Annotated in this window: 1 pseudogene; it reads right to left on the reverse strand. The window is 25.8% G+C overall.

The annotated features are described in order from the left end of the window. Positions 1 to 230 (reverse strand): annotated as a pseudogene (locus GPX08_RS17045) (PTS mannose/fructose/sorbose transporter subunit IIB); the annotation flags it as partial. Positions 231 to 636 lie beyond the last annotated feature (406 nt).

Consider the following 636-nt stretch of genomic DNA (forward strand, 5'->3'; position numbering starts at 1 on the left):
TTTAATTTATCTAGTTTAGGATTTCTAAGTAAAACTAGCGCATCATCAACAGATCTTATTGCTAATCTAACGTCAGATGGACAACACATTTTTAAAGCCATTTTTTTCACTTCATCTTTTGATGCATCGTCTGATGCAATAACTACTGTATTATATCCTAAATAAGCTTTCCAAGCGAAGGCTACTTGACCATGCAACAATCTATCATCTATTCTAATCATACATATCATATTTTTACCCTAATATATTATGTTATCAACAAGAAAACATTAATATATATTTTCCTTTCTATTAACACTTTATTTCCATAATTAATCATGTATTAAATTTTTAAAATATCCAAATAGTTATTCAAAACAAATTTCATATTATATTAACTATTAATATTTAATTAATATTATCAGATTTCAAAATCATCTTTAAATTCAGATTGTATTTTGTTATCAAAAAATATTATTTGATTTTTTGACTGCTCAACGATTTCTTTCAACTGATCATTTGTAAGAGAGCAATCCAATCGTACAGCTAATTCTAATAATAACGGAAAGTTCACACCAGATATAATACGAATATTATCATAGCCAACAGCTTGTTTAATTACTTCTTGATTTACACTTCCACCAAATACATCAGTTA

The organism is Clostridium tertium (assembly GCF_902652255.1).
Taxonomy (GTDB): Bacteria; Bacillota; Clostridia; order Clostridiales; family Clostridiaceae; genus Clostridium; species Clostridium tertium_A.